Source organism: Streptomyces sp. RK62 (assembly GCF_018070255.1).
Lineage (GTDB): Bacteria > Actinomycetota > Actinomycetes > Streptomycetales > Streptomycetaceae > Streptomyces > Streptomyces nigra.
Map to the genome: position 1 here is coordinate 291080 of NZ_JAGPYD010000005.1, position 24560 is coordinate 315639.

Here is a 24560-nt window from a genome sequence, read left to right on the forward strand (position 1 = left end):
GCCCGCTTCGGAGAAGGGGGGCCGACATGTCCGTCGTCTCACGGGGATTCCACGGCCGCGCGCGAGACGCACGGCACCAACTGCCTCCCGGCCAGTACGAGACCACCGGGTTTCCCGTTCTGTCCGCGGGCCCGACGCCGACCGTGCCACTGGACGAATGGGAGTTCACCGTTCGTACGGAGACCGGGGTCAAGCACAGGTGGACCTGGGAACAGCTTCTGGCACTGCCTTCCGAGTCACCCACGGTGGACCTGCACTGTGTCACCAAGTGGTCGAAGTTCGAGACGGAGTGGCAGGGGGTCTCTCTGGACGTTCTCCTTCAGGACGTGGAGTCGAGTGCCGATTACGCACTGGTCCACTCCTACGGCGACTACACCACCAACATTCCGGTGGAAGACCTCCTCGACGGCAAGGCCTGGATTGCTCACCGCTACGACGGCGAGGCACTTCCACCGGAGCACGGCGGCCCGGCGAGGCTGCTCGTCCCGCACCTGTACTTCTGGAAGTCGGCCAAGTGGGTTCGTGGAATCGTGCTGATGCACGAGGAGGAACGGGGCTTCTGGGAGACCGTCGGCTACCACACCTATGGGGACCCATGGCGCGAGCAACGGTACCAAGGAGACTAGGCGAGAGACTCCGCTGGAGGACGGCCCGTCTGACCCGGCGGGAGGACGAGTCCAGCCTCGCGCGGACCCTCGTTCTCGATGTGCCGGGCTGGCCGGGCCATCAGGCGGGACAGCACGTGGACGTGCGGCTCACGGCAGAGGACGGTTACAGCACTCAGCGCAGCTACTCAGTGGCTTCGGCGCCCGACGGTGAGACGGTCGAGCTGACGGTCCAACGGACCGACGACGGTGAGGTGTCCCCCTTCCTCACGGATGAACTGGCCGTGGGCGACCTGGTGGAACTCCGCGGGCCGGTCGGGGGCTGGTTCGTGTGGAGGCCGGAGCAGAAGGAGCCGGTGTTCCTCCTGGCGGGAGGATCCGGTCTCGTGCCGTTGATGGCGATGATTCGTATGCGTCGGGCGGTCGGCAGCCGTACGCCCTTCCGTCTGATCTACAGCGCACGCAGTCCCGAGACCCAGCTCTTCACGTCCGAGTTGAGGAGAGGCGATCCCGGGCTCGACACGACCTACGTCTACACCCGGTCCGCGCCGCCACAGTGGCCGCGGCCGACCGGGCGTATCGATGCCTCCGTCGTGTCGGGCGGGGGATGGCCGCCCGACTTCGAGCCCACCTGCTATGTCTGCGGTTCCACGGACTTCGTCGAAACGGCGGCCGGTCTGCTCGTCGCCCTCGGTCACCACCCGGGCCGCATACGGACCGAGCGTTTCGGCTGAGCCCGGCAGACCACGAGCCCGGCGGACGACACGACATGACGCGGACCGTGCCGCCGCTCCGCGGCACACCGCTCGTCCGCGGGAAGGTCCGGGGCACGTGACAGGAAAGGAAACGGGATCCAGATGACACCCACACCTGACTTCCTCGACGGCAACGCCGCCGCCGGGGACCTCGAGTCGCTGTTCGGAACGGACATGACCATGGCTTCGGGGCAGTGCCACGGCTGCGGTAGGCAGATGATGCTGGCCGAGACGCACGCGTACCTCGGCGGCCCCGGGACGGTGTTGCGTTGCCCGGGCTGCGACGGCGTGCTGCTGCGCATGGTCCGCTCTGCCCATGACATGTGGCTCGACGCTTCCGGCCTGGACCATCTGAGGTTGCCGGTACCCGCGTGACGCACGACAGCCGCTGCCACCGCGAGCTGCGGTGGCAGCGTTGACCAGACGCACGCCGTGGTTCTGCCGCGTCGTCAGCGGCCCGGCAGTCGCTGCATCACCTCCTGGATCACCCAGCCGTTGCCGTCAGGGTCGCTGAACGTGGCAAAGGAGGCATAGGAGGTCCGGTCGGGATGGAGGCCGGCCAGCCGTTCCTGACCCTGGCCGTTGTGCACGATGTCGCCGCCCTCGTGCCCGTGGTAGATGACCCCACCGGCGTCGTGGAAGATGTCGCTCACATCGATGCCGCGGCCGACGAGTTCGGTGCGGGCCTTCTCGATGTCGGACACGACGAGGTACAAGCCCTGGGCCGAGCCCGGTTCGGCGGAGGTCAGACCGGTGCCGAACATGATCGAGCACTCTGACCCGGGCGGGGTGAGGTGCACCGCCCGCCATTCCTCACTGGCGGCCTTGTCGATGTCCACGCGGAAACCCGCGGACTCGTAGAACGCCTTGGCTCGGTCGACGTCGGACACGGGAAGCACGACGACTTCCAGTTTCAGATCCATGAGGATCACAGCTCTCGGTTGTTGCGGATTTCGTCCCGCGCCATCGGTTCGTGCCACCGGTTCGTCCTCGACTCACGACTCGATGGCGCGAGTCGGGCCGATCGCCCGTACGGAGTGCGGCGGTTGAGGGTCGTCGACCCGGTCGACGGCGCGGAACGGGAAGGAGTCGCCGGGGCGGTAGGTCGCTCAGGCGACGTGGATGACCGTCTTCCCGGCCGTGGTCTTCTTCTCCCGGAACACCTGCGGCGCCTGATCGAGCGGACGGACGGCCCCCACCAGGGGACGCAGTCCCCCCTCCCGGCAGATGCGGACGACCTGCACGAGATGATCACGGTTGGGTTCGACGATGAAGTACATCGCCCGACCGTCCTCGGGCCGCAGGGTCGGAGGGTGAGCAATGGTGACGAGGGTGCCGCCGGGTCTGAGGACGGCGGCCGATCGATCGAGCACCTCCCCGCCGACGGCGTCGAAGACGACGTCGACGCGGTCCACCGCTTCGTGCCACGCGGGCTGTTCCAGGTCCACGAACTCGTCCGCGCCCAGCTCCAGTACCTGTTCCCTGCTTCTCGCGCGCCCGGACCCGATCACACGAGCCCCGGCGCCGTGGGCGAGCTGGGTGGCTGCCATTCCCACCCCCCCTCTTGCTCCGTGCACCAGCACGGTCTGCCCCGTCTCGACTCGTCCGTGGACGAACAGCCCCTGCCAGGCGGTCAGGCCCGGCATCACCAGGGCGGCCGCATACGTGTGGTCGATGTCCGCGGGCAACGGCGCCAGATTGCGCGCCTCCACGGCCACATAGTCCGCGAGAGTGCCGTCCCGGTTCCAGTCGGTCAGCCCCAGGACTCGCTGCCCCACCGACAACCCGGTGGTGCCGACGGCGACCTCGGCGACCTCCCCCGACACCTCGTGCCCCGGGATGACCGGGGCTCGGTCTCTGCCGCTCCGGTCGACCCAACTGGCAGGCCAGCCGAGTTCATCGGGTGTGAAGCAGGCCGCGCGCGCCTTGACGATGACGTCGCCCTCGCCGGCGTAGGGATAGGGGGCATCTTCCGCGATCAAACTGTCCACGGCCGCCTCGCGATCGTGAGCTCGTACAGCTCTCATCGGCGCTCCCTTCGATCGCGGGAAGACCAACCACCTTCTCCCAGGATGAGGGCGGGTGGCTCAGGGAGCGAACGGAGGAGCACATCTCAGAAGCCGTCACCATCGGCTGTGTTCGGTGGTGAACAGACAGCGTCCGCGACGGTCCGTGTGCGTCCTGTGCCTCGCTGTTCGCCGAGTGGGCCCCCAAGGCCCGTGTGTGCCAAGCTGACAGGGGCCCCGAAGACGTCTCTCGGCCGGACCGCATCGAGCGGTGGGCCGATTCCGGTACGCGTCGAACGCCGCAGCGCGCGCGTGCACCGGCCGTGCCACAGGGAGGCCGATCAATGCCTTCGCGTGAGACCGTACTCATCACCGGTGCCGGGGGCGTGGGACGACTGGTGATCGAGGACCTGCGCACACACGACGTGCCGGTACGTGTCATGGTGCGCCGTGACGACGACCGTGCGGCCGAGTTCCGCCGGTTCGGCGCGGACGTGGTCCTGGGCGACCTCACCCGGCCCGAGACCGTCGCCGCCGGCCTGCGGGATGTCGGGCGGATGTACTTCGCGATGCCCGTGTCCCGCGATCACCTGCTGGCCGCGACCGTCGTGGCGAGCGTGGCCAAGGAATGCGGAACTCTGGACGCCCTGGTCGGGATGTCCCAGATGACGGTGTCGCAGATGACGGCCACCAGCACCGGCGAGTCCCACCAGCAGCGGTTGCACTGGCTGGCCGAGCAGGTGCTGAACTGGTCGGGGCTGCCCGTGATCCATATCCGGCCCACCTCGTTCCTCGACAACCCGCTCTTCACCTCGGCCGCGGCACAGTCGATCAAGAGGGACGGAACGCTCGCCCTGCCCTTCGGGGCCGGGCGAACATCGCCCGTCGCGGTCAGCGACGTCGCGCGGGTGGCCGCCACCGTGCTCCGGGACCCGCGAGGACACATCGGCAACGTCTACGAGCTGACCGGACCACGGACGATGGACATGGAGGAGATGGCCGAGTCGTTCTCCCGGGCGCTGGGACGTCCGATCACCTACGCCGACGTGCCGCTCGAACAGTGGCGCGCCCAGGTCCTGGCCGGGCTCGGTCTGCCTCAGCACATCGAGGAGCACATCGTCACCATGTGCCGACTGCACCAGGAGAACCGTTACGACCGGGCGACGGACGACGTCGCGCGTCTGACGGGCATACCGGCGCAGACCATCGAGCAGTTCGTCTCCGATCGCAAGGGCCTCTACGTCGACTGAGCCCGGTCGGCGCAGCCAGGCCGGCGGCGCCTTCGTCCAGGGCGTCAGGGCCGGCCGTGCGGCGGGAGATCCTCCGCCGAGATCCGCTCCCCGGCGCGGGCCTCCTCGGTCTCGATCTGCCGCGCGGCGTCGAGAACTCCGTTCAGGCTGCCCGCGGGGATGATCACGGCGCCGGAGGGGTCGGCGAAGGCGTAGTCGCCGGGAGTGACGCACACCCCCGCGAATTCGACGGCCGCGTCCGCCGCGTAGGGCATCACCGTGTCGCCACCCCACCGTGTGGCTTCCCCCCGGCACCAGGTGGAGAAGGGGTACCCACGCAATTGCCCGAAGTCCCGTAGCCGGCCGTCGGCCATGACGCCCGCCAGCCCGTGCCGGACCGCCCTCAGCAGCTTGGTCCCGCCGCCGTGGGACGCCTCCGGGTGACCTCCGCTCGAGAGCACGAGCACCTTTCCCCGCGGCGAGTCGCCGAGCGCCGGGTAGAAGAAGTCCGCGAAGGTCCTGGACGACTCCTCCAGGTCGTCCCGCCAGGGCATGAACGCGATGGTGGCCACCGGGCCGAAGAGGGGCCTGCCCGGATCGGGGCTCGTCAGCGGCAGGATGTGCGCACGGTGGCCGTGCATGCGCGCCATGGCGTCCACGAGCGTGGCGCAGCCGAGGGCACTCAGTTCGTCCCCGAGGGGTGGAACGTCACTCACTCTGCCTCCCGCGGTCGCGACGCGGCAATGGCGGACGACTGACCCGGAGTCCGGATTCCTGACCTGTCTCGCGACGCCACAGCGCCGGAAGGACTCGCCGTCCGGCGCCGGCCGTCCGATGGCCGGCATCCAGGACCGAGCAGGAAGACCGCCACGTGACCCAATTGTCGCGCGCGCGAGCCCGGGGGCAACCGGGGGAGCCCCGGTCCGGTGCGGGGCCGTGCGCGGGGGCTCAGTCCGGGATGACCACACCCTCGGACGAGCCGCTGCCGATGCCTTGCCGATCGCTGGTGCGGGCCAGTGCGCGGCGGGACTCGTCGGGGTACTCCCGCTCCACAGCCGCGTCGAGCAGGGTGAGTTGACCGCGTACCGCACCGCGCCGTTCGTGAGGCATTTCGGCCAAGAGACCTTCCAGCATGGCCCGCAACCGCCTGCACACCTGCAGTGAGCCGACTCCGTACTCACGGATCTCGGTGACGCCGAGTTCGAGGTACTCCTCCCAGCCGCGTCCGGGCATCACCACCCGGGGCACGCCCCGCTTGTCCGCGAACACATGGCGGCCGGACAGTTCCGACCTTCCTACGGTGTGGAGGAAGACCTCGATGTGGTTGAGGACCTGCACAGCCGTCGTCGGGTCGTTCACGGCCGCCGACACGGCGCGGGCGGCGATGTCGACGAGAACGCGCAGGGCGAACGCGGGATCCTGCTCGATGGTCCGCTCTGGGCCCAGGGCCACCAGACCGGCGAGCCGACGCGCGTCCGGCGGTACGCGAGGGGTCCCGTGCACTTCCAGGAGAACGGCGCCGGGAGGGACGAAGTCTACCATCCGGTGGGCCACGACCAGGACGCAGCCGTGACGCGCGGCCATCGCGACGAGTTCGGCCACGCCCACCCCCTGAACGGCCCCGCCGCCGGTGCAGGGCACGATCATCGTCGGCATGCTGTCGGGCGGATGAGCCGGCTCATCGAGGAGCGGGCGATGTCTCTTGTCCCGCAGGTACCTGCCAAGGACGCCGAGTCCCGTACGGCAGACCATCTCGGCGATGGCCACGGGACGCAGGTCGTGAGCGAACCGGTTGAGGTAGACCAGCAGCATCACCAGACTGACGGCCACGGCCAGTCCGGCGACCGTGACGCCCAGATCGGGCACCGTCCCGGGTTCGATCCTGCGGAGCAAGGTGAACGCGAAGGCGAAGGTGCCCGCGAAGGTGGCCAGGACGAGCTTCTGCAACCGGTTGCGATACCACAGCCGCATGTAGCGTGGAGACAGCGTTCCGGTGGCCTGCTGGACCACGAGGACACTGATGGTGACGACGAACCCCAGCAGGGCCACCATTGCTCCCACGATGGCGGTCAGGACGCCTGACGCCGTGGGGGCCGTGTACCGCCACCCGGTCGGCACCCCCCACATGTCGTCCACCGCGAGAGCGACCTCGCCCAGCAGCGCTCCCATGACGAGGCCGAGAACCGGCAGGATCCACAGGCTGGTCCTGGCGTACTGCCTCAGCTGGAACCGGGAAGCCCAGTTCAGCATGGGCGACCTCCGCAGTGGCCGAGGTCAGCGGCGCACCCGACGTGACGAAGCACTACCGGGCGGCACGGTCCCGGTAGGTCTCGAGGATGCGCAGCCAGACCTCGCTGATCGTGGGGAAGGCGGGAACTGCGTGCCACAGCCGGTCCACCGGCATCTCACTGGTGATCGCGACGGTGGCCGAGTACAGCAGCTCCTGGGTTCCGGGACCGACGAAGGTGACACCGACGATGGTGTTGCGGTCGGTGTCGATCAGTACCCGTGCCTTGCCGCTGTAGCCGTCGGCGTACTGGACTGCGCCGGCCAGGCGTCCGATGTCATAGTCCACGACGTCGACGCGTCGTCCGGCGCGCTCCGCCTCGTGAGTCGTCAGCCCCACGCTGGCCACCTCCGGCTCGCAGAAGACCACTTGGGGCACGGCGGCGCTGTCGGCCGTCGGGGCATGCGCTCCCCACCTGCCGTCGTCGAGGGGCTCGTCCTTGGCACGCGCTGCGATCAGGGGGCCGGCGATGCGCGCCTGGTACTTCCCCTGGTGGGTCATCAGCGCACGGTGGTTCACGTCACCGACCGCGTAGAGCCAGCCGTCGGGGACGTCGGTCACGCGGAACGAGTCGTCCACCTCCAGCCAGCTGCCGGGGTTCAGGCCGACGGTCTCCAGCCCGATGTCCTGTGTGTGAGGCGCGCGGCCGGTCGCGAACAGGATCTCGTCGGCTACCAGGGACTGCCCGTCGTCCAAGGTGATCCGGACGGGGCTTCCCTCACCGTTCTCCCGGACCACCCCGGTGACGGAGATCCCGAAGCGCAGCTCCGCACCGGCTTCCCGCAGGGCCTCCGTCACCATCTCACCGGCGAAGGGCTCCATGCGGTTGAGAATGCCCTTGGTCCCGCGGACCAGCATGGTGACCTGGGATCCCAGCGCCTGAAAGGCAGTGGCCATCTCGACGGCGACCACACCGCCTCCTACCACGGCGAGGCGATCCGGCACATGGCGGGCGGCGGTCGCGTCGCGGTTGGTCCAGGGGCGCACCGTGTCCAGCCCCGGCAGATCGGGGAACGCCGTGACAGTGCCCGTGGCGACGCAGACGGCGTGCCGGGCGGTGAGCCGTATGGTGTCGCCGCTACCGGTCTCGACGACGACCTGGCGCGGACCGTCGAGTCGGCCGTGGCCGCGCACCAGATCCACGGAGACGGACTCGAGCCAGTCGACCTGGTCGTCGTCCTTCCAGTACGCAGCCATCTTGTCACGGTGGGCGAACACCGCGGGGACGTCCAGCGGCCCTTGGACGGCCCGCCGCAGTCCGGGGACCCTGCGGGCGTCGGCGCGCGCCACCACTGGACGGAGCAGGGCCTTGCTGGGTTCGCACGCCCAGAACGAGCACTCTCCACCGAGCAGTTCGTTCTCCACGATCACCGAGGTGAGTCCGGCGGCGCTCGTACGATCCGCCACGTTCTCCCCCGCGGGACCGGCACCGACAACCACCACGTCGTAGGCGCGTGAAGTGTCATTCATGCCTGCTCCCGTCCTCATTTCGGCTTCGGTCGCTGCCGACGCGCGGAAGTGGTGGGGCCGCTGCGTGACGCGGTCACTCGTGGGGTCGCGGCAGCGCTTCCCAGTCTCCTCTTCCGGGGGAGACATCGCCTGGTGGGCGGGTGCATCGAGATGTTCCGGGCATGGTGCCACCGCGCCCGTGCGAGCTCTACCCGTCGGCCCAAGAACGACGGCGGTCGCCAACGCCGCCGAGCGCGCCGTCGGCCGGGGACGTGTGTGCGCGAATGTCATGAACCGGTGCCGCGGCACGGCCACGGCCCGCGCGCATCAGCACGACACCCCGACCAGCAGGAGCGCCGGACCGCTCAGGTCCCCGGCCCCGCCGGGAGCGCTGCCCCGTGCTGCTACGAACGATGCGCCCGCCCACATGGGGCACGGTCCGGACATCGGGCGCATCGCTCAGCAGGGGGTGACTTCGGGGTCGACCGGGGGGAGTGCCCAGGGCTCCAGTGTGCCGTCGCAGAGTTCGGCGAGGAACTGCACGGCGCCTCCCTCGTAATGCCACCAGCCGCCGTTGCGAGAGGCGATGGTGACGAGCCGCTGCCGAGGGTTGTCAGTCGGCGTGCTCCACAGGAACTTGTCGCCCTCGTCGGACTCCGCCCACGGGAGCAGGCCGCCTGGTGCCGGATGCGGGCGCAGGCCGATCGACATGTCGGCCTCCGCCCACGCGTGGAGGACTCCTTCAAGATCTTCGCGGATACCGCGGAGATGGTGGTGCTCCTCGCCCGGTTCGGGCAGGCCGACGAGGAGGAAGTCACCGAGGGCGAAGGTGGAGTACCACTCGGCGAGGCGCTTGTAGTCAGCGGGCAGCACGGTGCCCAGGCCGTCTTCGAGCAAGGCCCAGTCGATGGCGGCGGGCGCGGATCGGCGGTTCTCGACGAGTCCGGGGACAGCGCGTTCCAGTGCCGCGATCGCCTCTTCCGGGTCTGTGATGCGGCGCCTCGGCGCCTGGGTGCCGATCAGATCCTCAGTCATGGCGAGCAGCGTGCCATGACCCTCTGACACCAGCAGCTTCGATGTGCCTGGCCTGCCGCACAGGCCGGCGTGTCGCAGGCGGCATCACTCGCCGGCAGGTGGTTCGGGACCGGCCGTTCAACCAGACCGGCCACGAACTGACCAAAGCCCGCCGATGCCGAAGGATACGACCTCATTCGCGACGAAGACGATCGCCGCCAGCACCTCGCGGTCGCAGCGCCGGCGCCGACCGCCGCCCGCGCCTCCGGCACCAGCCGCTAAAACAGCTCCCACAGCTCATCGGGCACCAGCCGCTCAAAGATTCCCACGCCTTGCTCCGCCTACGACCTGCTGGAACACACGGTCTCAGTCCAGATCGCCTGGAGGTCACGGCAGACAATGGTGAGTGTGCCGTCCCAGCAGGCGATCTCGTGACTGCAGCCGTCCCTGTACGGCAGGATCTCGTCGAGAATCACAGCCCCGAGGTCCGTTCCTCGGTCCTCGTCGGCGGGATCGATGATGAAGCTGGACACCCCTGCGTAGCGGATCAGCAGGTCTTGGTCGTGCTTCCAGCAGTTGTGCTGGAACTCGACCTCCATCTCCTCACCGCCGGCACCTCGGATGGCACGAAGCATCAGGTCCTTCACACATCGCCTGCTGCGGAAGTCGTAGTGATCCGTATCAGTGGCGAAGGACCGGGCACCCGGCGGCAGCTCACGACAGATCGAGGGCAGCTGCTTCAGATAGCGAGAGGCGTCCAACACCCCTGACAGGTCGCCGACCTGGGCATCGAGATTGACGTACTCCATCGGCCCGGCTCCCTCACGGCTTCCTACTGGCCGACGGATCGTCGCACAAACTCACCAAACGAGATGACGTCTAAGAGCTCCGAACAGAAGTGGAGCCCGGCTCGCGACGCCTGACCCGCACGCTCGCCGCGTTGTCGAAAGCCCCTGGTAGCCCCGCTACGAGGAGCTTCCGGCGCCTTGCGATCGCACGCACCGGACGCCGAAAGCTGATCGGACTCCCTGCCCCGCACCGGTGCGCGGCTGGGCCACCGGACGGAGCAGGCGCCGGGTCCAGGGGCAGGCCGCGACGTCACGGAAGACGGGGGACGGGCGGCGCATCGATGTCATGTGGAAACCTCTGACGTCAAGGGCCAGTTCGCGTCAGCGATCCCTCGGGCTTCAGCCTCTCTCCAGCCGGAAACGTTAAGTTAACCCAGCAAACAACTTTGCCGGGCTAAGCTGTTTCTTGACCAGCCATTGACCAATACTTGGTCTGCAGTAGAGGTGCGAACCGTCGAGAGGGGGGTGCATGTTCCGAGGTGCGACGACATGGACCGTGGTTGTGGTCGTCGCTGCCGTCCTTTTCGCCCTCCCCTTCTTCGCATCCTCCGGGGAATTCGCAGCCGCGCATACTGGCCGTCAGGCTGAGGCCAAAGATCAGAGGTTAGCCACGCTCTCCGGCAAGGTCCCGCGCGCCGAGGCCGCCGGTAAACGCCACTGCGACCACGCAGGGGACACGGCCGGCCCCCTGCGCACCCGAGACCGGCACCGCGCCGTCGACTTCGCCCCTCAGGGGCCCGGACGTCCCCTGTCGGCCGGGGAGTCGACGGCCGCGTCAGAGTGGATGGCACCAGGCGAGTTCCCCCTGTCGAGTCCTTCGAGAGCTGCCGCCCTTACGGCTTTTCAAGTGTTCCGCTGCTGACAGCAGAGCAGTGCCCCACCGCTGTTCCCCCACCTGCCATGTCAACCGACGCGCCCATCGGCGCGCCAGGTAAGCCCGACGCGCCCCCACGGCGCGCCAGGAGGAGTCACCACACATGCAGCCCCTCATCGACAACGCCCGTATGTTCGGACAGCGCCCTGAGGAGTTCGCCAAGCTGGCCGAAGGCCAGTCCCCACAGGTTCTGTTCATCACCTGCTCGGACTCCCGGGTCGTACCGGCCCTGATCACGGGCGCCCGCCCGGGCGAGCTCTTCGAGCTGCGCACAGCGGGCAACATCGTTCCCCCCTACGCCTCGCAGCACCCGACCAGTGAGGCGGCCACCATCGAGTACGCAGTGGAGGTGCTGGGCGTCCGCGACATCGTGGTCTGCGGGCACTCGCACTGCGGTGCCGTCGGCGCCCTGGTCCGCGGCGAGGATCTGGACGCCGTCCCTGCCGTGCGCGACTGGCTCAACCACGCCGCCCGGCGCCCGTCCGGTACGACCGAGGACCCGGAAGTGGCCGAGGGCGTGCAGAACCACGTCCTGGCCCAGGTGCTGCGCCTGCGGTCCTACCCGTTCATCGACAAGAGGCTGGCCGATGAACAACTGACCCTGCACGCCTGGTACTACGAAGTGCACACGGGCGCCGTGCGCGTCCACCGCACCGAGACCGACGCGTTCGAGGGTCTGTGATCGCCATGCTGACCAAATATCCTCACCTGCGGCAGGACTTCGCCGCCTCCCTGGTCGTCTTCCTGGTCGCGCTTCCGCTCTGCGTGGGAGTGGCCGTCGCCTCCGGCGTCCCGGCCGAACTCGGCCTCGTCACCGGCATAGTCGGCGGCATCGTCACAGGTCTGATGCGAGGCAGCAGCCTCCAGGTCTCCGGACCCGCGGCCGGTCTGACCGTCCTCGTCTTCGAGGCGGTGAACGAGTTCGGACTGCCCGCGCTCGGCGTCATCGTGCTGGCCGCCGGACTGATCCAGCTCGTCATGGGCGCCCTGAAACTGGGGCGCTGGTTCCGGGCGATATCCGTCTCGGTCGTCGAGGGGATGCTGGCCGGGATCGGCCTGGTGATCATCGCGGGCCAGCTGTACTCGGCGGCTGGCCTCGAGGCCCCCGCCTCCGGACCCGACAAGATCCTCGGGCTCCCCGGCGCCGTCGTCGACGCGCTCGGCAGTACCACGGCCCTCACCTCGCTCACCGTCGGCGCGGGCACCATCGCGGTGCTCGTGCTGTGGAAGAAGCTGCCGAGCAAGGCGCAGACCGTGCCCGGCGCGCTCGCAGCGGTCCTGCTCGCCACCCTGGTCACCCAGGTCTTCGACCTCTCCGTCGCCACCGTCGAGGTGAACGGTCTGCCGGCCTCGATCCAGCCGCCCGGCATGGACGCCTTCGGTTCGCTCGCCGACCCCGCCATCCTCGGCACGATCATCGCCTTCACCCTGATCGCCTCCGCCGAGAGCCTGTTCAGCGCCGCGGCCGTCGACCGGATGCACGACGGTCCGCGCACCGAGTACGACAAGGAGCTCATGGCCCAGGGCGTGGGCAACACCGTGTGCGGCGCGCTCGGCGCGCTGCCCATGACCGCCGTCATCGTGCGCAGCTCCGCCAATGTCCAGGCGGGCGCGAGGACCAAGGCGTCCCGGGTCATGCACGGCGTGTGGCTGCTGCTGTTCGCGGCCCTGCTGCCCTCGACGCTGGCGCTGATCCCGCTGCCCGCGCTCGCCGGCATCCTGGTCCACGCGGGCTTCAAGCTGATCCCCTTCCGGGAGATCGTGTCGCTGTGGCGCCACCACCGCGGCGAGGCGCTGATCCTGGTAGCCACCGCCGTCTCGATCGTCGCGGTGAACATGTTCGAGGGCGTCCTGATCGGTCTGGCCCTGGCGGTCGTCAAGACCGCCTGGGAGGCCTCACACCTCAGGCTGGAGATCGTCGACAAGGGCGCGGGCCCGATCCACGCGCACCTGTCGGGCAACGCGACCTTCCTCAGGCTGCCGAAGATCCTCGACAGCCTGGAGTCGCTGCCCCAGGACCGTCCCGTGGAGCTGGACCTCTCCGGTCTGCACCACCTGGACCACGCCTGCCGTTCGGCTCTTGAGAACTGGGCCGAGCGACACAGCGCGGTCGGCACGGAACCTGTGCGGGTCACGGCACCGGAGCTGGTGAAGATCCCCGCCCCGTAGTGCAGCGCCTGCCGGTCCGGGGCCGGCCGTGGCCCCGGACCGGGAACCGGACATCTGGCTACCGCAGCAGACATACAGACCTCTGGGTGACGGCGCTGGAATGTTCCAGGCACCGGTGACGGTGGCCGTGACGGCCGCTTCCGCGGCATCACCCGAGGTGACGTGGCGGTGCGCGTGGACGCGGTGGTCTGCCTCCGGGTCGTCGACGCGGCGAGCGCCCTGGTCAAGGTCGAGGACTACAGGTGCGCCGTCTCCCGGATGGCCCAGCCGGTTTTGACCGGGGCAACATGGAGCCCTGGACCGTCCAGGCTGTGCCGGCAGTCAACGTGAGAGAGCGGGTATGTGGACATTGGATATGAGGCAGCGGTCGACCTCGCCGGCACCGGTCACGGTGAACGAGGCGGCGCCGGCCGGGTCGACGGCGACCGGGACGGTGTCGTAGCGCCACCGTCCGTCCGTGTGGCTCGTCGCCCCAGCCGACGGCAGCAGTGACTCCCACGGCACAGAGAGCGAGTGCAGCGAGCACGGGGCTGGACGCGCGGACTTCGTACGAATAGGTCTCCCAAGGACTGAGGGACAAACCGTGCACAGGAGCGGCGGGGTGTCGCGGGTTCTGTGCCGCGTCGACCCTCGACCAGGTTCGGTCCGCTTCACTGTCTGATCGCGTTGTTGTCGCATCGTGACCAGGCACCTGGAGGTCGGATGCAGGCTGGTCCGGGCGGACCGTCGCATGGGGACTGAGTTTCAGGACTCGGGTCACCTTGACGCCAGGTCAAGTGGCCGCCGCACTGGCAGAGCCGTGCCTCGTGTTCACGGTCGCGGGGCTCGTGTGCACGGGCAAGGCGTACGGCTTCGGCAGCGACAAGTTCTTCCGCGAGGCCGCCGGCGCGGCGCTGGGCATCGGTCTCGGCTCCACCGGCGCCCTGGCCGCGTCCCAGGTCACCAGCCGCGCCGCGCCGCGGCGGCGTTCAGAGCGTTTCACTGCGGTGTCGCGGCGGTCGTGGACTCCTTCGGCTGAGCGGAGAACGGCTGATAAGCCGCCCGGTCCGACAGGAGGGGTGCGGGCTCCGTACCCTCCGGCGGGCGCACAGCGTCATCTCGGCCTTCGGCCGCGCCGTCCGTGCACGCTAGCGGACGTACAGGATCGCCGCGCTGAAGAACACCGGCAGGGTGAGGGTGAGCTGGAGGATCCACGGGGTGCCGGGGCCCTCTTCGTCCGGCTTGCCGGGGTTCTCCGCGCGCCAGGTCATGAAGGTGCGCAGGGCCTTCCAGTGACCCACCTCAGGGCTCCCGCGAGGAGGACGGCGCCGTAGACCGGCAGCCACTTGGTGACGGACTTCTCGTACAGGGCGGCGAACCCCAACAGGACCAGGAACGGTACGACCGGGGCGTACGAGGACACGGCCTGGGTCACGCATCGCGCTTCTCGTCCTCCAGGAGAGGCGCACGAGTGCGCAGCTGCGGCCGCTGACCTCGCCGACCTCGCGTCCGTCCGCGCCTTCGCGACCGGCGTCGCCCTGACCAACCTGCTGCTGCCGAAGATCATGGACCGCGTGGTCACTATCGCCTCCAACGCTCACAAGAACGCCACGCTGGACCTGTCCGATCCCAACTGGGAGCGTCGGCGCTACCGTGCTTCCGCCGCCTAAAGACAGTCGAAGCTCGCCAATCTGCTTTTCACCCTGGAACTGCAAGGCCGGCTGACTGCGGCAGGCGCCGGCGTCCGAGCGCTCGCTGCTCATCCCGGAGCAGCCACCACGGGCCTGAACCGGCATCTGGGACCGGTTATGAAAGCCGTCGCGGCGACGGTGGGCCGCCTCATCATGCAGAGCGAGACCGACGGGGCGCAGCCGACCCTGTTCGCGGCCACCAGAGACCTGCCGGGGGCGAGCTACGTCGGCCCGGACGGACGGGGCGAACAGCGCGGCCGACCGACCCCGGTGTCACGCAGCGCCTCTGCCCAGGACACCGCCAGGAGTTGCCGCCTCCGTGAGCGGTGACGGCGGGCCCGGGGCACCTGTCACGGTTGGCGTCGCTGCTGTCCGCCGCAAGCCGCGGGCGGCGTGCACGGCCGGAATCAGCGGCGCGCTGCTCCCAGGTACGCGGCCGGACGCGGAGCGGACCGCGGTGAAAGGGCGTTTCGAGCTTCGCCCGTGCCGGCAGCCCTGCGTTCTGGGAACTGCACCACCGGCACGGCCGCGCCCGGTAGGCGCTGTCAGGTGACAGCGAGGGCGGCGGCGCGGAGGGCAGCCGCAACGCGGTCGACGGACTGCGTGGGGCGGCGGGCGAGGCCGGCCAGGAGCAGGCGCCGTTGTTCCTGAGGTCCGCCGCGCACCGGCAGGATGCGGACGCCCTCGGGTGCGGCCGGGGCGAGCGCCGCCGACACGGTGGTCAGCCCCAAGCCCGCGGCGACGAGGTGGAGTTTGGCGAGCCAGTCGCGTGCGGTGTGGGCGATCTCGGGGCGTTCGTCCAGGCCCGGCCATACGCCCATCAGGCGGTCCTCGCCGGAGGAGGGGCCCGCGATCCAGCGCTGTCCGCGGAGGTCGGCCACATCGACGAAGTCGCCCCGGGCGAGGGGATGGGAGGCCGGAACCGCCAGGCGCAGGGAACGCTCGGTGAGTGTCTCCACCACGAGCGGGGGCGTCTCGGTGTCCGGCGAGCGGAAGGGCGGCGCGGAGCCGAGCAGAACCAGGTCCAGGCTGCCGGCGCGCAGGGCGCGTACGAGGACGGGGGTGGTGCCCTCACGGCTGATCACGCGCAGACCCGGGTCGGTGCGGCCGAGTTCGGTGAGGGCCCGGGGGAGAAGGACGGCTCCCGCGCTGGGGATCCATCCCAGGCGGACGGTACCGGCCGCTGGGGGCAGGCCGGACAGTTCCCTGGCGGTCGCTTCGATCTCGTCGAGCACGACCGTCGCGTGCCGAAGGACGGTGTGGCCGGCCGCGGTCAGCCGTACGCCTTCGCGCCGGCGCTGCAGTAGTTGCGTGCCCGCTGCCCGTTCGATCGCGGCCACCTGCCGGGACACGGCGGACTGGGTGTAGCCCAAAGAGGTGGCGGCCGCGGTGAAGGTCCCGTGTTCGGCGACGGCGCGGAAGACGCGCAGCGCGGTGAGGGAGACATCCTCGAAGTCCATGACGTTTACGCATACCAGATGTGCCGAACTTTCGTTGGACGCATGGCACGCCGCGTTCTTAGCGTGGCAGGCATGAACGCTTCTCGCATCGCTCTTGTCACCGGCGCCAACCAGGGGCTGGGCCGCGCCCTGGTCGAGGGACTGGCGGCCCGGATGAACGCGGACGATCTCGTCCTGCTCACCGGCCGCAGCCGTCGGCGGGTGGAGGAGGCCGCCCGCGAGGTCGGCCGGTTGCCCGGCACACGTGCCCGCGTCGAGGGCCACGTCCTGGACGTCACCGACACCGATGCCATCGCCCGTCTCGCCGTCGAGCTCAGAGCGCGCCACGGCGGGGTCGACGTCGTCCTGTCCAACGCGGTCGCCCGGCTGTCGCCCGAGGAGTCCCAGGCCGAAAGGGCCGATGAATTCATCGACGTCTCCAACACCGCAACCCACGCGGTCCTGCGGGCTTTCGGCCCCGTCCTGCGCCCGGGCGGCCGGCTCCTGGTCGTGGCCAGCAGCCTGGGCACGCTCGGCCATCTCGACACCCGGCTGCATCACCTCTTCGATGGTGCGAGCCTCGACCAGGTCGAGTACGCCGTGGAGTCCTGGCGCAGCGCGATCCACAACAGGACGGCGCAGGAGACGGGCTGGCCCCTGTGGCTGAACGTGCCGTCCAAGGTCGCACAGGTCGCCGCCGTCCGCGCCGTCGCCGCCGAGCGCCGTGCACGCGACCTGGCCGACGGCACCCTGATCGCCGCCGTGTGCCCGGGCATGGTCGACACGGCCACCTCGCGGCCCTGGTTCAGTGACCACAGCCGGGCCCAGACCCCTGCCCGGGCCGCCGAAGCCGTGCTCGACCTCGTCTTCGCCGAGCACGTGGATCCCGCCCTGTACGGCGAACTGGTCCGGTTCGGGAAGGTTCTGCCCTGGCACGACGGCACACCCCCGGTGGAACAGGACCGGATGCTCACCCCCTGACCCCCTGACTCTCTGAAGACGCCGAGTCGTCGCGCCGGCCTGCGGACGCGGCCGGTCGAAGGCATGGCCCGCTCCGACCACACAGCACATCAAGGAGTTCACCCATGAGCCTCATCACGACCCCCTTCGGTTTCTCCAGCACGACGGACGAGGTGACGCAGGGCGTCGATCTCACCGGCCGTCGTGCGGTGGTCACCGGTGCCTCGTCGGGGCTCGGCGCCGAGACGGCCCGGGCCCTGGCCGCAGCAGGGGCGGAGGTCACCCTCGCCGTGCGGGACGTCGCCTCCGGCGAACGCGCAGCCAAGGACATCACCGCCTCCACCGGACGTCACGAGGTGCACGTGGCGCACCTGGACCTGACCGAACCCGCCTCCGTCACCGCCTTCACCGCCGCCTGGCGCGGTCCACTGCACGTCCTGGTGAACAACGCGGGCGTCATGGCCTGCCCCGAGCGGTACACCGCGCAGGGCTGGGAGTGGCAGTTCGCCACCAACCACCTGGGTCACTTCGCTCTCGCCACGGGCCTGCACCGGGCGCTGGCCGCCGACGGCAACGCGCGTGTCGTCGCGGTGAGTTCCTCCGGGCACCAACGCTCCCCGATCGTGTGGGACGACGTGCACTTCGCCTTCCGCCCTTACGATCCGTGGCTCGCCTACGGCCAGTCCAAGACCGCGAACATCCTCTTCGCGGTCGAAGCGACCCGCCGCTGGGCCGCGGACGGCATCACCGTCAACGCGTGCATGCCCGGCGCCATCCACACGAACCTGCAACGGCACACCGCCGGCCGAGGCAGCGGGCTGGTTCCCGACCATTTGATCAAGACGGTCGAGCAGGGCGCGGCGACCTCCGTCCTGCTCGCCGCCTCACCGCTCCTCGACAGCGTGGGTGGCCGCTACTTCGCCGACTGCAACGAAAGCGACGTCGTCGACCGCCGCACCGGCACCTTGCAGGGGGTCGCCCGCTACGCCGTCGACCCGGACAACGCCGGGCGCCTGTGGGCGCTGTCGCGGGAACTCCTCGCACAGGCTCACTGAGCACCTCTGCCGGACACGACCGCCGGCCACCGTCAGCACGCGGTCGTCACCCGGGGCCTCGACGGGTATCAAGACGAACTCGGGCTTCGGCAACTGCGGCAGGGGCTGGCCCACGGGCAGGATCCTCTCCCGTGGGCGGCCCGGCGATACCCATGGGCCCGCGAGACGGGCGACTCATGCCGAGCATCCGGTCCCGACATCACGCATTCAAGTTCGGTAGCGCCACCTTCTCCGATCAGGACATTCTTGGGGCCCAGCAGGATTTAGGCAGCAGGAGGCTGCAGGGATGTTCGTCTCGTGGACAGCAACGGACCCCGGATCGCGACGGTTCTCCGCGACTGAGCGAAGCTCCGACATAGCGGTTCTGACCGATCACTTTGCCGCACTGCGCTCGCGTGGTCGGGGGTATCTGGAGGTCCGCCTGCCGGGTGGCGAGTTTCCCCTGCTGACCCTGGGGTTCCGAGACGATCAAGCAGTGATCCATCTGTTCGACGCTGCCGAGAAGGCGTCCCTACTCGTCGGCGATGGCACCGCAGCAGTGGATGCGGTCGTGCAGGTGCCGATCATGGGCGATCTAGCTGTGTTCAATGGCGACTGCGTCGTCGCGGTCGATCGCGCGTGGGCCCTCGTTCGCAACTTCATCCAGACAGGTGCGCCTGGCGAGCTGGGTGAGTGGCGGGAGTTGTGATCCCGCACCGATCACCGATCGAGACACCGTAAGGCGACCCCTTCATCACGGCCGCTGATCTCCTCGCCCGACGGCGGTCGCGCGCGATGCCAGGGACGTCACCTGCGCGCAGACACCCCTACGCCCCGTGGTACCCCGCCGAATGCTGGGGCCAGCCGCCGTGGCGACCTGCACGCACAAGCATGACGGCACGCACGCCCTCCCGCTCGATGCTTACCTGACCGGCACTCAGTCCTGCCATGGTGACAAGGGGCCCAACTACGACCACCGGCGGGAATGGCTCCGCACCCGCAACATCGTTCCCCGCATCGCCCGCAGGGGCATCGAGTGAGTCCTCAGCTCAGCTGGGGCGGCACCGCTGGACCGCCGAACGCACCGTGAGCTGGCTGGGCGACTGCCGCCGTCTGCACCGCCGCTACGAACGCAAACCCGAGCACTTCCTCGCCTTCGCCGGCATCGCCGCAACTCTCATCTGCTACCGCCGAGTCACCGAGTGAGGCGACGGTTGGCCGCCGGGTCAGCGCCATTCCGGCGGAATGTTGGCCAGTTGACCCAGCAGATCCCAGTCGGCCGGCTTCAGCTGCGGCCTGTGCCACTGGGCACCGTGACCGACCCAGTAGCCGCGCAGCTCGCGGACTTGCGTCACGGTGTCATCACCGATGCCGGACTCGTTGTAGCAGCACTCGCAGATGATGTATCGAGGGAACCCGTGCTCGTAGAGAGCCTCCCCGTCATCCAGCCCACAGATACGGCAAGCGGTCTCAACCGTGTTCTCCATCCGCACAGACTATCGATCCCACCAAATACAACGACGTCTAACGGCGACCTACCAGTCAGGATCTCACTTGGTGTCAGACTGACGGCGGGCGAGGAGGATTGCCCCCAGGGTGCTGTCGGCCGACGTGCGGGTCCTGTGCTCATCGACGGTGAAATGTGCCTCGTTGAGCCAGCCCATCATCCGGCTGGGCCTGCTGCTGGGCGGTCTCCTCACCGAGCACCTCAACTGGTGCTGGACCCTGCACGTCAACCTCGTCTTCGCGGCTCTCGCCGTCATGGGCGGCATCGTGCTGCTCCGGCCCGACGCGCCGACGCGGCAGCCCTGGCTCGACCTGCCTGGCCCTGCTGGTCTCGGCGGGCCTGTTCGATGTGGGGCTAGGCCTCTCCCGCGCCGAACAACACGGCTGGTCATCCCCCCGGATCTGGGGCTCCCTGACGGCGGTCGGCCTGATCCCCGGGGTCTTCACCTGGTGGCAGACGCACGCCCGACCGATGCCAACTGGACGAGGCGCGCCTATGACTCCACCGCGGCCTACGCTCACTCCAAGCGGGCGAACCTGATGTTCACCTACGCACTGCGGCGGCGCCTTGGGTCCGGCGCCCACACCATCGCGGTGGCTTCCCACCCCGGTGGCGCCGACACCAGCGGCTCCCGGCGCAGCACCGCCGGACGCGGCATCGTCACCAGGGCGCTGTTCGCCGGCGTCGTACGTCCGCTGCTCATTCAAAGCGCCGACCGCGGAGCATGGCCGACCCTGCGGGCGGCCACCGACGCGTCAGTGGCCGGCGGGGAGTACTACGGCCCCAGCGGCTTTCTGGAGAGCAAAGGTCACCCGACCACGGTGCGCTCAGTCGCTGAGACCCACGACGAGGCCGTACAACACCAACTGTGGGACCTTTCGCAGGAACTGACCGGGGGGCGGTACCCGGTTCAGTACTGCGACCGGTCGGACACACCATCTCGTCCGTCGGGGTGGTGACGGTCGTGCCGCTGGAGTCAGAGTCGCCCGGCCTGTTCGAGCGGGCGGGCCGGCCGGGGCTGCTCAGCCTGCCGCGGTTGCAGGTGGTGGAGCAGCCCCGGCCGGTCGGGGTCAGCCTTGGACGGTGGGGCGGACGATGATCTCGTTGATGTCCACGGTGGGCGGCTGATCGAGGGCGAAGCCGATCGCCTCGGCGACGGCGGTTGCGGGGATGGCGAGTTGTTGTGCGGCGGCGCGTGCCGCGGCCTGTGCCTCGACGGCGCCGCCACGGTCGAACAGCTCACTCTCGGTGAAGCCGGGGCTGATGATCGTGACGCGGATGTCGCGGCTCTCCTGGCGCAGCCCTTCTGAGAGGGCCCGAACCGCGTACTTGGTGGCGCAGTACACCGCCGCGGTCGGGTCCACGCGGTGACCGGCCACCGAGGCGATGTTGACGATGTGCCCGCCGCCCTGTTCACGCATCCTCGGCAGTACCGCGGCGATGCCGTAGAGCGTGCCGCGCACGTTGACGTCGATCATCCGGTCCCACTCGTCGACGTGGAGGTCCGCCATCGGTGCCAGCGGCATCACGCCGGCGTTGTTCACCAGCACGTCGATCCGGCCGTAACGGTCGAGTGCCGCGTCGACGAACGACTCGACGCTGTCGCGCCGTGTGACGTCGAGCGCGTGGTGGTCCAGTGCGCCGTTCGCCACGCCGACCTCTCGGGCCAGTTCCGCCAGCCGGTCGGTACGACGTGCTCCGGCCATGACCTGATGGCCCGCGGCGGCCAGGTGACGGGCCGTGGCCTTGCCGATGCCGCTGCTGGCCCCGGTGATCAGGACGACCTTCTTCTCCGAGGGGGTGGACGCAAGCATGAGGGTGATCTCCTTCGTGTGCACGAGGTGGCCTGTGGTGACGGCCACCGGCGTCAGTCCACCCGCCGGGCTGGTGCTCAGGAAGGCCGCGCCAGCCTGGGTGCGCGGCACCAGGGCTGGCGCGGCCGCCGCGCGGTACCGTCGGCCTCATGCACCGTGCGTCCGCCCAGTCCCTCGGAGACTTCCTGCGCGCGAGCCGCGCCCGCCTGGAGCCGTCCGACGTCGGGCTCCCCGCCGGCAGCGGCACGCGCAGGGTCAAGGGCCTGCGCAGGGAAGAGGTCGCCGTACTGGCTGGGGTGAGCGCCGACTACTACATGCGCCTGGAACAGGGCCGGGAGACCCACCCCTCGCCGCAGGTGGTCGGTGCGCTGGGCAGGGCACTGCGGCTGGACGCCGACGCGCGTATCCATCTGCACCGGCTCGCAGGGCTGAGCCCCCTGGCCGAGGTCGGCGGCCTGCGCGACCAGGTGCACCCCGACCTGCTGCGTCTGCTCGACGCCTTCCCGAACGCCGCGGCCTACGTCCTGGGACCCGCGTTCGACATCCTGGCCACCAACGTGATCGCCGACGCCCTCCTCGCACCCTTCGACGGGGAGACCAGCATGCCGCGGATCCTCTTCACCCACCCGCGGGCCCGCGACGTCTTCCCGGATTGGCGGCTGGTCACCAGCGCGACCGTGTACGCGCTGCGCCTGAACGCGGCCCGCTTCAGCGACGTCCCGGAGATCGACGAGCTGGTCCGGGAACTGCTGGAGGCGTCGGCGGAGTTCCGTGCCCTGTGGGAGGACCAGAAGGCCGGTGCTCTCGCCCGGGCGTTCAAAGTCTTCGTCCATCCCGAGGCCGGACGCATCGAGCTGACCTACGAGAGTTTCGACGTGCGGGCCGCGCCCGGCCAGGAACTGCTGGTGGGGTCGGCCGAACCGGGCAGCCGCAGCGCGCAGGCCCTCACCTATCTCGCGTCCATGGCCGCACCCCGCCGCTGACATGGCCTTGCCTCCTGCGTGAGGGGGCGGGAGCCGTCCGCTCGTGTCGTGAAGCGACCGCGGAGCCGACGTGGGGGGCGATGCAGGGGGGCGAGGCCGGGGGAGGAGGTCACGGTTCGATGTCGACCACGACCTTTCCGCTGGCCGTGCCGCTCTCCACGGCCTGGTGGGCGTCCGCCACGTCGGCGAGGGTGTAGCGCGTCCCGTCCAGCAGGGGGCGCAGCCTGCCCTCGTCCACCATTGCCGCGGCTTCGCGCAGGATCTCACCGTGGTGCTCGCGGCCCTGGCCGGTCAGCATCGGCAGCAGGGTGAAGACGCCCGAGTAGGTGGCTCCCCGGAACGACAGGGGTGCCAGCGCATGGGTGCCCCAGCCCAGCGCGCTCACGACATGGCCGGTATAGGTGCGCACCGCCTCGAAGGAGGCGTCCAGGACCGGGCCGCCCACGGTGTCATAGACGATGTCGAATCCGGCGCCGCCGGTGTGCTCGGCGACGTACCTCTCCACGGGAACCGAGGCGTAGTCGATCGGTACCGCCCCCAGTCGGCGCACCACCGGCATCCTGGCCGCGGACACGGTCGCGAACACCTCTGCACCCCTGGCCGCCGCCACCTGGACCGCGATGCTCCCCACGCCACCGGCGCCGCCGTGCACCAGTACCTTGTGGCCGGCCCGTACGCCGGCCCGGTCCACCAGGCCTTCCCACGCCGTGATCACGGCCAGCGGCAGTGCGGCTGCCTCGCGCATGGACAGCGTGGCCGGCTTGTGGGCCAGCAGGCGGGCGTCGACCGCCGCGAACTGTGCGAGCGAGCCCTGCAGGCCGCCGACGCCGCCGGTCAGGCCGTACACCTCGTCCCCGGGAGCGAAGCCGTTCACCCCGGCTCCCGCTTCCACCACCTGGCCGGCCAGGTCCATGCCCAGTACCGCCGGTGGCCGCACGCGGGCGTGTGCCGCCCGGCCTGCGCTGATCTTCGTGTCCAGCGGGTTCACCCCGCTGGCGTGGATCCGTACCAGCACCTGTCCTTCCCCGGGTGTGGGCGGGTCGATCTCCCGCAGCTCGAGCGGACCGGTGAACTCCTCCAGCACGACCGCGCGCATGGCAGCACCCTTCTCCTATGGCTCCGATGCCGGGTGATCCGACTAATCGAACAGACTAGTACGTCTTATTAAGGGGTGCAAAAGCGTGCGGGGCGGGTAGATCGAAACGTACTAGTCTGTCTTGCATGGCGACGCGCGTACGTAAGACGAACACCGAGCAGAAGATCCTCGATTCGGCGGCAGGTCTCTTCCACCGCCACGGACTGAGGGGAGTAGGGGTGGATCAGGTCATCGCGGATTCCGGAGTGGCGAAGTCCACCCTGTACGCGCACTTCCGCACCAAGGACGACCTCATCGCCGCCTACCTGCGGCGCACGGACGAGTCGTGGATGAGGCGGCTGCAGGAGGCTGCCGACGCCGCGGGACCCGACCCCGCACAGCAGTTGGTGAGCCTCTTCGACGCGCTGCTGGCCTCCTTCGACCGCCACGGCTTCTTCGGTTGCCCCTTCGTCAGTGCCGCCGTCGAGGCCGAGCTCGATTCCAAAGCGCACGCGGCCACCGTCGCCCACACCCGGCGCCGCCAGGAGTGGCTGACCGGCCTTGCCGGAGCCGCAGGCGCCGCACAGCCGGCCGAGCTGGCTGCACATCTCGGGCTGCTCATCGACGGAGCCCTGGCCTCCGGACGCCTGCTGCAGGACCGGGCGGTCGTCGACGCCGCCAAGGTGTCCGCCCGGGCGGCCATCCTCGCTCACACCGCCCGAACGGCGAACATATGAGCACTCTGGGATGCCAGTCACCGGCCGATTCGGGCGCATGCGGCGGAGGGGCGCTTTCACGGCCCTTGCCTGCGCCGCGGGCACCGTGATCGGCCGTCGCTACCG

25 protein-coding genes and 2 pseudogenes are annotated in these 24560 nt (G+C 69.7%); 15 read left to right on the forward strand and 12 right to left on the reverse strand.

Translation table 11 applies throughout. The features are described 5' to 3' along the window. Positions 1 to 26: 26 nt before the first annotated feature. From KBY32_RS12230 to KBY32_RS12240, 3 genes are all read left to right on the forward strand, one after another. Positions 27 to 626 (forward strand): sulfite oxidase-like oxidoreductase, encoded by a 600-nt coding sequence (locus KBY32_RS12230; RefSeq protein ID WP_210979953.1) that lies wholly within the window; start codon positions 27 to 29, stop codon positions 624 to 626. Then, the gene (locus tag KBY32_RS12235) at positions 596 to 1339 is read left to right on the forward strand and encodes a ferredoxin reductase (RefSeq protein ID WP_210979954.1); all 744 of its coding nucleotides are present in this window, start codon (positions 596 to 598) and stop codon (positions 1337 to 1339) included. The genes KBY32_RS12230 and KBY32_RS12235 overlap by 31 nt, the downstream gene beginning before the upstream one ends. 123 nt (positions 1340 to 1462) lie before the next feature. Continuing rightward, complete coding sequence (locus KBY32_RS12240) at positions 1463 to 1735, forward strand: DUF6510 family protein (RefSeq protein WP_115504992.1); 273 nt, start codon at positions 1463 to 1465, stop codon at positions 1733 to 1735. Between the two features lie 74 nt (positions 1736 to 1809). Here the strand turns inward: KBY32_RS12240 and KBY32_RS12245 are convergent, their stop codons facing one another. Both KBY32_RS12245 and KBY32_RS12250 read right to left on the reverse strand, forming a co-directional pair. Then, a complete protein-coding gene (locus KBY32_RS12245) occupies positions 1810 to 2283 on the reverse strand; it encodes a VOC family protein (protein WP_062668309.1) in 474 nt (157 codons plus the stop codon). Between the two features lie 186 nt (positions 2284 to 2469). Beyond that, positions 2470 to 3387, reverse strand: coding sequence for an NADP-dependent oxidoreductase (locus tag KBY32_RS12250; RefSeq protein ID WP_210979955.1), 918 nt, complete (start codon positions 3385 to 3387; stop codon positions 2470 to 2472). Between the two features lie 323 nt (positions 3388 to 3710). Here KBY32_RS12250 and KBY32_RS12255 point away from each other — a divergent pair, with 323 nt between their 5' ends. Further along, positions 3711 to 4616 carry an NAD(P)H-binding protein gene (locus KBY32_RS12255; protein WP_210979956.1) on the forward strand — a complete coding sequence of 302 codons (906 nt, stop codon included), beginning with the start codon at positions 3711 to 3713 and terminating at the stop codon, positions 4614 to 4616. A 44-nt stretch (positions 4617 to 4660) separates the two neighbouring features. Here the strand turns inward: KBY32_RS12255 and KBY32_RS12260 are convergent, their stop codons facing one another. The 5 genes from KBY32_RS12260 to KBY32_RS12280 all read right to left on the reverse strand — a co-directional run bounded on the left by KBY32_RS12260 (position 4661) and on the right by KBY32_RS12280 (position 10154). Next, the gene (locus KBY32_RS12260; RefSeq protein ID WP_308293704.1) at positions 4661 to 5311 is read right to left on the reverse strand and encodes an RraA family protein; all 651 of its coding nucleotides are present in this window, start codon (positions 5309 to 5311) and stop codon (positions 4661 to 4663) included. A gap of 232 nt (positions 5312 to 5543) precedes the next feature. Beyond that, entirely contained in the window at positions 5544 to 6845 is a 1302-nt protein-coding gene (locus KBY32_RS12265) for a DUF2254 domain-containing protein (RefSeq protein ID WP_247689336.1), read from the reverse strand. 52 nt (positions 6846 to 6897) lie between these two features. Beyond that, positions 6898 to 8352 carry an NAD(P)/FAD-dependent oxidoreductase gene (locus tag KBY32_RS12270; RefSeq protein ID WP_210979958.1) on the reverse strand — a complete coding sequence of 485 codons (1455 nt, stop codon included), beginning with the start codon at positions 8350 to 8352 and terminating at the stop codon, positions 6898 to 6900. A gap of 438 nt (positions 8353 to 8790) precedes the next feature. Further along, complete coding sequence (locus KBY32_RS12275; protein WP_210979959.1) at positions 8791 to 9366, reverse strand: SMI1/KNR4 family protein; 576 nt, start codon at positions 9364 to 9366, stop codon at positions 8791 to 8793. 320 nt (positions 9367 to 9686) lie between these two features. Next, complete coding sequence (locus KBY32_RS12280; protein WP_210979960.1) at positions 9687 to 10154, reverse strand: hypothetical protein; 468 nt, start codon at positions 10152 to 10154, stop codon at positions 9687 to 9689. 1016 nt (positions 10155 to 11170) lie between these two features. Here KBY32_RS12280 and KBY32_RS12285 point away from each other — a divergent pair. The 3 genes and pseudogenes from KBY32_RS12285 to KBY32_RS35295 form a co-directional block, all read left to right on the forward strand. Beyond that, the gene (locus tag KBY32_RS12285) at positions 11171 to 11749 is read left to right on the forward strand and encodes a carbonic anhydrase (protein WP_210979961.1); all 579 of its coding nucleotides are present in this window, start codon (positions 11171 to 11173) and stop codon (positions 11747 to 11749) included. Positions 11750 to 11754: 5 nt separating this feature from the next. Further along, positions 11755 to 13236 (forward strand): SulP family inorganic anion transporter, encoded by a 1482-nt coding sequence (locus tag KBY32_RS12290; protein WP_210979962.1) that lies wholly within the window; start codon positions 11755 to 11757, stop codon positions 13234 to 13236. A gap of 144 nt (positions 13237 to 13380) precedes the next feature. Continuing rightward, positions 13381 to 13512: pseudogene (locus tag KBY32_RS35295) on the forward strand (slipin family protein); the annotation flags it as partial. A gap of 851 nt (positions 13513 to 14363) precedes the next feature. Here the strand turns inward: KBY32_RS35295 and KBY32_RS12295 are convergent. After that, on the reverse strand, positions 14364 to 14516 hold the full coding sequence (locus KBY32_RS12295; RefSeq protein ID WP_210979963.1) for a hypothetical protein: 153 nt from the start codon (positions 14514 to 14516) through the stop codon (positions 14364 to 14366). 48 nt (positions 14517 to 14564) lie between these two features. On the opposite strand from KBY32_RS12295, the gene KBY32_RS12300 reads away from it, so the two are divergent. Continuing rightward, positions 14565 to 14885, forward strand: coding sequence for a hypothetical protein (locus KBY32_RS12300; RefSeq protein ID WP_210979964.1), 321 nt, complete (start codon positions 14565 to 14567; stop codon positions 14883 to 14885). Between the two features lie 566 nt (positions 14886 to 15451). Here the strand turns inward: KBY32_RS12300 and KBY32_RS12305 are convergent. Next, positions 15452 to 16366 (reverse strand): LysR family transcriptional regulator, encoded by a 915-nt coding sequence (locus KBY32_RS12305; RefSeq protein WP_210979965.1) that lies wholly within the window; start codon positions 16364 to 16366, stop codon positions 15452 to 15454. 72 nt (positions 16367 to 16438) lie between these two features. On the opposite strand from KBY32_RS12305, the gene KBY32_RS12310 reads away from it, so the two are divergent. The 4 genes and pseudogenes from KBY32_RS12310 to KBY32_RS12325 form a co-directional block, all read left to right on the forward strand. Continuing rightward, positions 16439 to 17326 carry an SDR family NAD(P)-dependent oxidoreductase gene (locus KBY32_RS12310; RefSeq protein ID WP_210979966.1) on the forward strand — a complete coding sequence of 296 codons (888 nt, stop codon included), beginning with the start codon at positions 16439 to 16441 and terminating at the stop codon, positions 17324 to 17326. Between the two features lie 104 nt (positions 17327 to 17430). Then, positions 17431 to 18360, forward strand: a complete 930-nt coding sequence (locus tag KBY32_RS12315) for an SDR family NAD(P)-dependent oxidoreductase (RefSeq protein ID WP_210979967.1) — start codon at positions 17431 to 17433, stop codon at positions 18358 to 18360. 286 nt (positions 18361 to 18646) lie between these two features. After that, positions 18647 to 19048: a hypothetical protein gene (locus tag KBY32_RS12320; RefSeq protein ID WP_210979968.1), complete on the forward strand. Its 402-nt coding sequence runs from the start codon at positions 18647 to 18649 to the stop codon at positions 19046 to 19048. A gap of 235 nt (positions 19049 to 19283) precedes the next feature. After that, positions 19284 to 19545: pseudogene (locus tag KBY32_RS12325) on the forward strand (transposase); the annotation flags it as partial. Positions 19546 to 19565: 20 nt separating this feature from the next. Here the strand turns inward: KBY32_RS12325 and KBY32_RS12330 are convergent. Then, a complete protein-coding gene (locus KBY32_RS12330; RefSeq protein ID WP_210979969.1) occupies positions 19566 to 19826 on the reverse strand; it encodes a hypothetical protein in 261 nt (86 codons plus the stop codon). 109 nt (positions 19827 to 19935) lie between these two features. On the opposite strand from KBY32_RS12330, the gene KBY32_RS12335 reads away from it, so the two are divergent. Next, positions 19936 to 20805: a hypothetical protein gene (locus tag KBY32_RS12335; protein ID WP_210979970.1), complete on the forward strand. Its 870-nt coding sequence runs from the start codon at positions 19936 to 19938 to the stop codon at positions 20803 to 20805. A 111-nt stretch (positions 20806 to 20916) separates the two neighbouring features. On the opposite strand, the gene KBY32_RS12340 is transcribed toward KBY32_RS12335, so the two are convergent. Beyond that, positions 20917 to 21660 carry an SDR family oxidoreductase gene (locus tag KBY32_RS12340; RefSeq protein ID WP_210980053.1) on the reverse strand — a complete coding sequence of 248 codons (744 nt, stop codon included), beginning with the start codon at positions 21658 to 21660 and terminating at the stop codon, positions 20917 to 20919. A 149-nt stretch (positions 21661 to 21809) separates the two neighbouring features. On the opposite strand from KBY32_RS12340, the gene KBY32_RS12345 reads away from it, so the two are divergent. Further along, positions 21810 to 22643: a helix-turn-helix transcriptional regulator gene (locus tag KBY32_RS12345; RefSeq protein WP_210979971.1), complete on the forward strand. Its 834-nt coding sequence runs from the start codon at positions 21810 to 21812 to the stop codon at positions 22641 to 22643. A gap of 109 nt (positions 22644 to 22752) precedes the next feature. On the opposite strand, the gene KBY32_RS12350 is transcribed toward KBY32_RS12345, so the two are convergent. Continuing rightward, complete coding sequence (locus tag KBY32_RS12350) at positions 22753 to 23739, reverse strand: zinc-dependent alcohol dehydrogenase family protein (RefSeq protein WP_210979972.1); 987 nt, start codon at positions 23737 to 23739, stop codon at positions 22753 to 22755. A gap of 125 nt (positions 23740 to 23864) precedes the next feature. Here KBY32_RS12350 and KBY32_RS12355 point away from each other — a divergent pair, with 125 nt between their 5' ends. Next, positions 23865 to 24455 carry a TetR/AcrR family transcriptional regulator gene (locus KBY32_RS12355; RefSeq protein ID WP_210979973.1) on the forward strand — a complete coding sequence of 197 codons (591 nt, stop codon included), beginning with the start codon at positions 23865 to 23867 and terminating at the stop codon, positions 24453 to 24455. The last annotated feature ends 105 nt before the right edge of the window (positions 24456 to 24560 follow it).

Coding starts and splice junctions, on each gene's coding strand:
- KBY32_RS12230 (WP_210979953.1), top strand. CDS start 27: ATGTCCGTCGTCTCACGGGGATTCCACGGCCGCGCGCGAGACGCACGG.
- KBY32_RS12235 (WP_210979954.1), top strand. CDS start 596: ATGGCGCGAGCAACGGTACCAAGGAGACTAGGCGAGAGACTCCGCTGG.
- KBY32_RS12240 (WP_115504992.1), top strand. CDS start 1,463: ATGACACCCACACCTGACTTCCTCGACGGCAACGCCGCCGCCGGGGAC.
- KBY32_RS12245 (WP_062668309.1), bottom strand. CDS start 2,283: ATGGATCTGAAACTGGAAGTCGTCGTGCTTCCCGTGTCCGACGTCGAC.
- KBY32_RS12250 (WP_210979955.1), bottom strand. CDS start 3,387: ATGAGAGCTGTACGAGCTCACGATCGCGAGGCGGCCGTGGACAGTTTG.
- KBY32_RS12255 (WP_210979956.1), top strand. CDS start 3,711: ATGCCTTCGCGTGAGACCGTACTCATCACCGGTGCCGGGGGCGTGGGA.
- KBY32_RS12265 (WP_247689336.1), bottom strand. CDS start 6,845: ATGCTGAACTGGGCTTCCCGGTTCCAGCTGAGGCAGTACGCCAGGACC.
- KBY32_RS12270 (WP_210979958.1), bottom strand. CDS start 8,352: ATGAATGACACTTCACGCGCCTACGACGTGGTGGTTGTCGGTGCCGGT.
- KBY32_RS12275 (WP_210979959.1), bottom strand. CDS start 9,366: ATGACTGAGGATCTGATCGGCACCCAGGCGCCGAGGCGCCGCATCACA.
- KBY32_RS12280 (WP_210979960.1), bottom strand. CDS start 10,154: ATGGAGTACGTCAATCTCGATGCCCAGGTCGGCGACCTGTCAGGGGTG.
- KBY32_RS12285 (WP_210979961.1), top strand. CDS start 11,171: ATGCAGCCCCTCATCGACAACGCCCGTATGTTCGGACAGCGCCCTGAG.
- KBY32_RS12290 (WP_210979962.1), top strand. CDS start 11,755: ATGCTGACCAAATATCCTCACCTGCGGCAGGACTTCGCCGCCTCCCTG.
- KBY32_RS12305 (WP_210979965.1), bottom strand. CDS start 16,366: ATGGACTTCGAGGATGTCTCCCTCACCGCGCTGCGCGTCTTCCGCGCC.
- KBY32_RS12310 (WP_210979966.1), top strand. CDS start 16,439: ATGAACGCTTCTCGCATCGCTCTTGTCACCGGCGCCAACCAGGGGCTG.
- KBY32_RS12315 (WP_210979967.1), top strand. CDS start 17,431: ATGAGCCTCATCACGACCCCCTTCGGTTTCTCCAGCACGACGGACGAG.
- KBY32_RS12320 (WP_210979968.1), top strand. CDS start 18,647: ATGTTCGTCTCGTGGACAGCAACGGACCCCGGATCGCGACGGTTCTCC.
- KBY32_RS12330 (WP_210979969.1), bottom strand. CDS start 19,826: ATGGAGAACACGGTTGAGACCGCTTGCCGTATCTGTGGGCTGGATGAC.
- KBY32_RS12340 (WP_210980053.1), bottom strand. CDS start 21,660: ATGCTTGCGTCCACCCCCTCGGAGAAGAAGGTCGTCCTGATCACCGGG.
- KBY32_RS12345 (WP_210979971.1), top strand. CDS start 21,810: ATGCACCGTGCGTCCGCCCAGTCCCTCGGAGACTTCCTGCGCGCGAGC.
- KBY32_RS12350 (WP_210979972.1), bottom strand. CDS start 23,739: ATGCGCGCGGTCGTGCTGGAGGAGTTCACCGGTCCGCTCGAGCTGCGG.
- KBY32_RS12355 (WP_210979973.1), top strand. CDS start 23,865: ATGGCGACGCGCGTACGTAAGACGAACACCGAGCAGAAGATCCTCGAT.